The following is a 6,996-nucleotide window of genomic DNA, read 5'->3' as shown; positions in this document are numbered from 1 at the left end:
GCGGCGACCGCTCCTCGTTCGTGACCCCCTCCCCCACCGACCGTTCTCCGTGGAAGGAGATCTCCCCATGACCGAGATCCGGTACCGCCTCCAGCAGGTCCGCCGCGTCGAGGGCTCCCTGCCGGGCCCTCGGTCGCAGCAGCTGACCGAGCGCCGCGCCTCCGCCGTCGCCTCCGGCGTCGCCTCCTCCGTGCCCGCCTGGGCCGCCGACGTCGACGGAGGGATCGTCGTGGACGTCGACGGCAACCAGCTCGTCGACCTGGGCTCCGGCATCGCCGTGACGTCGGTGGGGGCCTCCGCGCCCGCCGTCGTCGCGCGGGTCAAGGAGGCCGTGGAGCACTTCACCCACACCTGTTTCATGGTCACCCCGTACGAGGGCTACGTGGCCGTGGCCGAGAAGCTCGCCGAACTCGCCCCCGGCGACTTCCCGAAGAAGGCCGCGCTCTTCAACTCCGGGTCGGAGGCCGTGGAGAACGCCGTGAAGATCGCCCGGGCGCACACCCGGCGCCAGGCGATCGTGGTGTTCGACCACGCCTACCACGGCCGCACCAACATGACGATGGCCATGACCGCCAAGGTCATGCCGTACAAGCAGGGTTTCGGCCCCTTCGCCGGCGAGGTCTACCGCGTGCCCGTCTCCTACCCGTTCCGGGACCCGGAGGGCATGACCGGCACCGAGGCGGCCCGCCGGGCGCTGCTCCAGGTGGAGAAGCAGGTGGGTGCGGACAACGTCGCGGCCGTCGTGATCGAGCCGGTCCAGGGCGAGGGCGGGTTCATCGTGCCCGCGGCGGGCTTCCTCCCCGCGCTCTCCGAGTGGTGCCGCGACAACGGAGCCGTCTTCGTCGCCGACGAGGTCCAGGCAGGCATCGCCCGCACGGGCGCGTGGTTCGCCGTGGACCACGAGGGCGTCGTCCCCGACCTGGTCACCGTGGCCAAGGGCGTGGCCGGCGGCATGCCGCTCTCCGGCGTGGTGGGCCGTGCCGAGATCATGGACTCCGTCCACGCGGGCGGCCTCGGCGGCACCTACGGCGGCAATCCTGTCGCGTGCGCCGCCGCGCTCGGCGCGCTCGAGACGATCGAGGAGTGGGACCTGATCGGCCGGGCCCGCCGGATCGAGGAGGTCGTCCGCGAGGAGCTCGAGCCGCTGGCCAGCGGGACCGGCATCGTGGGCGAGCTCCGCGGCCGCGGGGCCATGATGGCCCTGGAGCTCGTGCTGCCGGACGGCAGGGAGCCGCACGCGGAGGCCGCACGGGCGGTCGCCGCCGAGTGCCTGGGCCAGGGCGTCATCGTCCTGACCTGCGGCACGTACGGCAACATCGTCCGGCTCCTCCCGCCGCTCGTCATCGGCGAGGACCTGCTGCGCGACGGCCTCCGGGTCCTGGCCCGCGCCGTCCACCGGGCGGCGCGGTAGCACTCCCCCGGCGTTCTCGTCCGCGAGGAGTCCCCACCGACGCCGCCCCACCGCGAGGAGTCCCGAGTGAAGAGCAAGAACGCTGTTTGCGGTTCACACGGGACCCCTCGCCGGCCGCGGGGGACGGAACCCGCCTCCTCGGCCGGCTCGACCGCCGGCCCGGGTCAGCATCGCCGTGCCGCGCCGATCGCCTCCCACACCAGAGCCACGGCAACGGGCACCGGGCCCTGGGTCGTGACCACGTACCGGTGCAGGTCCTCGGAACAGATCCGGACTTCTCGCCATCCGGCGGCTTCCGTGGCTCGCATCCGCCGGATGTCGCGCACCCGCTGGCCCTCCCTCTCGTGGTGCGACCCTTCGTACTGCAGGCTCAGGCGGTGGCTCTCCAGGGCCAGGTCCGGTTGCGCCACCAGGTTCCCGCCGGCATCGAACAGCGGGTGGTCCAAGGTCAGGCCGTGGACACCGTGGTCCTCGAGCAGGAGCCTCAGCCGGGTCTCCGCGGGAGAGTCGGACCCCACCCGCATCAGGTCGGCGGCCGCGCGCGCCGTGCGGATGCCCCGCCTCCCGGTGTGGGCCCGCACCGCGGCATCGATCTCCTCCGGACGGCACACCGGGGGCACGCCGCGCCGGATCCCGTAGCGGTGCGTGTTCACCAGCCCGTCCGCCAGCACCACCGCCTCCGTGACCGACAGCTCGGCGCACACGTCCAGGAACGTCCGCAGCGGCGACGTGACCGGCACGCCCTCGACGTGGACGACGTCCTCCCGTGCCAGAAGCCCTCGGCGGCAGACCACACCGGGACGCCGCAACGCCCTGGTGTTGTCACCTCGCGTGAGCCAGAGCTCCGTCGTCGTCCCCCAGTGGGCAGGGACCCGCAGCCGGAGCGCAAGGGCCGCCGAGCGGTGGCTCACGACCACGCCGGGGTAGCGGGCGGCCAGCGCCCGAGCCGCTTCCAGCTGCGGGGCGGGGCACTGGGAAGGAACACGGACGCCCCTGCCGACGGGGCTGCTCAGATCGGGGTATCGCAGGCGGTGGTCGGCCACTCCGAGTGACAGGGCGTCGCGGCGGCAGAAGCCGATCCCTTGGAGCCGGGCGGGCAACGGTCGGAATCCTCTCATGCCGGGAGGATGTCCGACGGCCGTGTTCCGGGGCAGCCGTGGCCTTCCGGCTGTGCAGGACGGCTCGGTCGACAGACGTCCGCCCTGCCCGGTGCAGTCCGGTTCGGCCGGCTCGCCGACCCGGGGTGGGCCGCCGACGGGTCGTCGTCAGCGAATGCGGACCCGCGACGGGTCGTCTGCGCACGGCCACCAGTGACCTTCACCGCCGCACGCGACCCCCCGGCGCCGGCGGCGGCTGGAAGCGCCCCCCTCGGCCGGACCCCGGTCAGGCCGTGCAGCGCTCCTGCAGGTTCTTGGCCTCCCGGAGCACGCCGAGGTAGGAGCGATCGCCCTTCCGGTAGTCGTCCACCGCGTCCCGGACGGCCGCGATCTCGTCGGAGAGCTCGGGCGGCGCGGTCTCGGCGAGCTCGTCGATCTCGGCGAGCAGCTCCTCCGGGTGCTCCCGCAACGTGTCGCGCGCCTCGTGCGCCGCCTCGCCGGCGCGGTCGCACGTCTCGCGGACAGTGCTGACGGAGGGTGTCCTCGTGGGGGACGCTGTCGTCGTGGCGGGGGCGGGCGTGACGGAGGTCCCCGGGGCGGACCTGTCCTCGTCCGAGCCGGAGTCCCGCTCGAAGAGCGAGCACCCGGTGACGGCCAGGAGAAGGACGGCCGCCGTCGCGGCGGAGCGGACGGCGGGAGGTGTCGGCACGGTGGACCTCCTGTGCGGATCGGGACGCGCGGACCGCTCTCCGGCGCCCCGCCCACCCTACTAGCCTGGCCTCAGCACCGCGCGGGTCCGTCCGGATCCGCACGGACCCGAGACCAGGAGCCGCCGTGACCGGCATCGGAGAGCTGAGCGCCGTGCAGCTGCGGGACGCGCTCGCCCGCCGGGAGCTGGGCGCCGTCGAGACCGCCGAGCACTTCCTGGCGCGGATCGACGAGCACGACGCCGGGCTGGGCGCGTTCGTCCACGTGGCCGCCGAGCTCGCCCTGGACCGCGCCCGCTCGCTCGACGCACTGAGCGGCGCGGCGCCGCGCGGGCCGCTGCACGGCGTGCCCCTGGCCCTCAAGGACCTGCACGACGTCCAGGGCATGCCCACCACGTACGGATCCGCCGCCGTGGCCGGCCCGGGGTCCGGCGCGCCGGCGGCGGAGCACGACGACGACCTGGCGGCGGTGCTCCGGTCCGCCGGGGCCGTGCTCCTGGGCAAGACCCAGGTTCCGGAGTTCGGGCTCAACTGCTACTCCGAGAACCTGGTGGCCCCGCCGGCCCGCAACCCGTACGATCCCGCGACCGGGGCCGGCGGCTCCTCGGGCGGGCAGGCGGCGGCCGTGGCGGCGGGCATGCTCCCGGTGGCCCCGGGGTCCGACGGCGGCGGCTCCGTACGCATCCCGGCGGCCGTGTGCGGGCTGGTGGGGCTCAAGCCGAACCGGGGCCGGGTGCCCACCGCCGACGCCCAGTCGGACGCCGCGCAGCTGGCGGTCCACGGGCCCATCGCCCGCACGGCCGAGGACGCCGCCCTCCTGCTCGACGTGCTGTGCGCCCCCTCGACCGGACCGGACCACGGCAACGCGGTGCACCGGGCCGTCCGTGCCGTGCCGCACGGGTCCTACCTGGCCACGGTGCGCGCGGCCCGCCGGGGGGACCTGCCCTGGGGGGACAGGCCGCTGCGGATCGGGGTGAGCACGGCCTCCCCCTTCGACTCCGCCCTGGACATCACCGTGTGCGCCGAGGCGCGGGCCGCCCTGGACGCGGGGATCGGCCGGCTGCGGGCGGCGGGTCACGTGGTCGAGGACGCCGCCCTGGGCTTCGACCCGGACTATCCGCGGGCCTTCTTCGACGTGTGGACCACCGCGATGGGCACGATCGAGCTCGACGAGCGGCAGGCGGGGCGGCTCACCGGGCTCGCGGCCTCGTTCCGCGAGCGCGCCCTGCGGCGCCCGGCCGTCGACCTGGCGCGGGCCGTGAGCACCCTGCGACGGATCGAGCAGGAGGTGGTCCGCGGCTTCGGGGCCTGGGACATGGTCCTCACGCCGGCCCTCGCCATGACCCCGCGACCGCTCGGCTGGTACTGGGAGGGCCACGAGCTCGCCGACCCCGACGGGGCCGACCAGGACTACGGGCGCCAGTGCCGGTACACCCCCTGGACGTCCCTGCCCAACGTGGCGGGGCTGCCCGCGGTCACCTTCCCGACGTCGTGGACCCGCACGCACGACGACGACGGCCCGGTGGTGCCCATGGGCGTGCAGCTGATCGGCTCCCCGAGCGGGGAGGACCGGCTGCTCGCCGTCGTCGCTCAGCTGGAGACCGCCCCGTGGCCGTCCGGGCCGCCCGGCGGGCCCGCGAAGGAGGGCTGGGGCCGCCCGGCGGTCCGGACCGGGCCGCCGGGCGGGCGGCCCCGGCCGCGGACGGGCTAGGAGTGGCCCAGGGCCGCCTCCCCCTCGTCGGGGTCGGTGGCCGCCTCGGGGTCCTCCTCCGGCTCGAAACCGCTCCGGTCCTGGTCGGTGGTCAGCCCGATGCCCTGGTCGTTGTCCGGGACGGTGCCCTCCGGGCCCTTGCCGCGGTCCGCCTCGTCCGGTGCGTCGCTCATGCTGACGGCCTCCTCACTCGTTCGTGCGCTGATGGTTCCCTCATCCTTTCTCACGGGGTCGGATTCCTCCACCCCCTGCCCGGAGGATCCCGCGCGGACGGGGACCTCGACTTTTCCCGACGCGATGGCCCGGTGACCTCCGCGGGCGGGGGGCCCGGGAGGTAGGTTTGGCGCCATGACCAACCGCGCAGGCACCGTTGCCCAACCCAGTGACCTCGTCGACCTCGGCAAGCTCCTCGACGCCTACACCGACCTGAAGCCGGACCCGTCCGACCCGGGCCAGCGGGTGGCGTTCGGGACCTCCGGGCACCGGGGATCGTCCCTGAAGGCGTCGTTCAACGAGCAGCACATCGCCGCCATCACGCAAGCCATCGTGGAGTACCGCGCCGGCCAGCGGATCACCGGACCGCTGTTCATGGGCAAGGACACCCACGCGCTGTCGGGCCCCGCGCAGGACACGGCGCTCGAGGTCCTGGCCGCCAACGACGTGACGGTCCTGCTGGACGCCCGCGACGGCTACGTGCCCACCCCTGCGCTCTCGCACGCGATCCTCACGCACAACACCGGGCGGAGCGAGGGCATGGCCGACGGCATCGTCATCACGCCCTCGCACAACCCGCCCTCCGACGGAGGCTTCAAGTACAACCCGCCCAACGGCGGCCCCGCGGACACGGACGCGACCGAGTGGATCGCCGAGCGCGCCAACCGGTTCCTCGAGAACGGCATGGCCGGGGTCCGGCGGGTCCCGCTCGACCAGGCGCGGGCGGCCTCGACGACCGGGACCTACGACTACCTCGACGAGTACGTGCGCACGCTGCCGGAGGTCCTCGACCTCGACGTGGTCCGCGAGTCGGGCCTGCACATCGGCGCGGACCCCATGGGCTCCGCCTCGGTCGCCTACTGGGGCGAGATCGCGCAGCGCTTCGGCCTGAACATGACCGTGGTCAACGACACGGTGGACCCGCAGTGGGCGTTCATGACCCTGGACTGGGACGAGAAGATCCGGATGGACTGCTCGTCGCCCTCGGCCATGGCCTCGCTCATCGGCAACCGGGACAAGTACGACATCGCGACCGGCAACGACGCCGACACGGACCGGCACGGCATTGTGACCCCGGACGCGGGCCTGATGAACCCCAACCACTACCTGGCCGTGGCCATCGACTACCTCTTCCGCGAGCGCACCGGCTGGTCCCCCGACGCCGGGGTCGGCAAGACGCTCGTGTCCTCCTCGATCATCGACCGGGTCGCGGCCTCGCTGGGACGTCAGCTCGTGGAGGTGCCGGTGGGCTTCAAGTGGTTCGTGCCGGGCCTGATGGACGGTTCGATCGGCTTCGGCGGCGAGGAGTCCGCCGGCGCGTCCTTCCTGCGCCGGGACGGTTCCGTGTGGTCGACCGACAAGGACGGCATCATCCTGGCCCTGCTGGCCTCGGAGATCACGGCGCGCACCGGCAAGACCCCGTCCCAGCGCTACGCGGAGCTGACCCGGGAGTTCGGCGCGCCCGTCTACCAGCGCATCGACGCCCCGGCCACCCGGGAGCAGAAGGCCGTGCTGAAGAAGCTCTCCCCCGCCCAGGTCGAGGCGGACACGCTGGCGGGGGAGCAGATCACGGCGAAGCTCACCAACGCGCCCGGCAACGGCGCGGCGATCGGCGGGCTGAAGGTCACCACCAAGAACGCGTGGTTCGCGGCCCGCCCCTCCGGCACCGAGGACGTCTACAAGATCTACGCGGAGTCCTTCCTGGGCGAGGACCACCTCAGGCAGGTCCAGCAGGAGGCCAAGACCCTGGTGGACGGCGTCATCTCCTGACACCGGGTCAGGGACGGACCCACACCGCCTCTGCGGCGAGGACCCCGACCTCCACGACCTCCCCGGCCACGGACACGGCATCCGCCC

Annotated in this window: 6 protein-coding genes; 3 read left to right on the top strand and 3 right to left on the bottom strand. The window is 74.0% G+C overall.

The features are described from left to right. The first annotated feature begins 67 nt into the window (after positions 1-67). Entirely contained in the window at positions 68-1,411 is a 1,344-nt protein-coding gene (gabT, locus tag ACH9EU_RS16320; RefSeq protein WP_396414958.1) for a 4-aminobutyrate--2-oxoglutarate transaminase, read from the top strand. A 164-nt stretch (positions 1,412-1,575) separates the two neighbouring features. Here the strand turns inward: gabT and ACH9EU_RS16315 are convergent, their stop codons facing one another. Both ACH9EU_RS16315 and ACH9EU_RS16310 read right to left on the bottom strand, forming a co-directional pair. Then, positions 1,576-2,529 (bottom strand): hypothetical protein, encoded by a 954-nt coding sequence (locus ACH9EU_RS16315; protein ID WP_396414957.1) that lies wholly within the window; start codon positions 2,527-2,529, stop codon positions 1,576-1,578. A gap of 265 nt (positions 2,530-2,794) precedes the next feature. Then, complete coding sequence (locus tag ACH9EU_RS16310) at positions 2,795-3,217, bottom strand: hypothetical protein (RefSeq protein ID WP_396414956.1); 423 nt, start codon at positions 3,215-3,217, stop codon at positions 2,795-2,797. Positions 3,218-3,342: 125 nt separating this feature from the next. Between ACH9EU_RS16310 and ACH9EU_RS16305 the strand changes: the two genes are divergently transcribed. Beyond that, positions 3,343-4,926, top strand: coding sequence for an amidase family protein (locus ACH9EU_RS16305; protein ID WP_396414955.1), 1,584 nt, complete (start codon positions 3,343-3,345; stop codon positions 4,924-4,926). Here ACH9EU_RS16305 and ACH9EU_RS16300 read toward each other — a convergent pair. Further along, the gene (locus ACH9EU_RS16300) at positions 4,923-5,099 is read right to left on the bottom strand and encodes a hypothetical protein (RefSeq protein ID WP_396414954.1); all 177 of its coding nucleotides are present in this window, start codon (positions 5,097-5,099) and stop codon (positions 4,923-4,925) included. The two genes, ACH9EU_RS16305 and ACH9EU_RS16300, sit on opposite strands and share 4 nt — an antisense overlap. 175 nt (positions 5,100-5,274) lie before the next feature. On the opposite strand from ACH9EU_RS16300, the gene pgm reads away from it, so the two are divergent. After that, positions 5,275-6,909, top strand: a complete 1,635-nt coding sequence (gene pgm / locus ACH9EU_RS16295) for a phosphoglucomutase (alpha-D-glucose-1,6-bisphosphate-dependent) (protein ID WP_396414953.1) — start codon at positions 5,275-5,277, stop codon at positions 6,907-6,909. Positions 6,910-6,996 lie beyond the last annotated feature (87 nt).

The organism is Kocuria rhizosphaerae (assembly GCF_044462265.1).
Taxonomy (GTDB): domain Bacteria; phylum Actinomycetota; class Actinomycetes; order Actinomycetales; family Micrococcaceae; genus Kocuria; species Kocuria rhizosphaerae.
The sequence above is the reverse complement of the archived record's forward strand: the minus strand, read 5'-3'. Positions and strand labels throughout refer to the sequence as shown.

Bases quoted from the DNA above. Each gene is read 5' to 3' on its own strand.
- gabT (WP_396414958.1), top strand. From the start codon at position 68: ATGACCGAGATCCGGTACCGCCTCCAGCAGGTCCGCCGCGTCGAGGGC.
- ACH9EU_RS16315 (WP_396414957.1), bottom strand. From the start codon at position 2,529: ATGAGAGGATTCCGACCGTTGCCCGCCCGGCTCCAAGGGATCGGCTTC.
- ACH9EU_RS16300 (WP_396414954.1), bottom strand. From the start codon at position 5,099: ATGAGCGACGCACCGGACGAGGCGGACCGCGGCAAGGGCCCGGAGGGC.
- pgm (WP_396414953.1), top strand. From the start codon at position 5,275: ATGACCAACCGCGCAGGCACCGTTGCCCAACCCAGTGACCTCGTCGAC.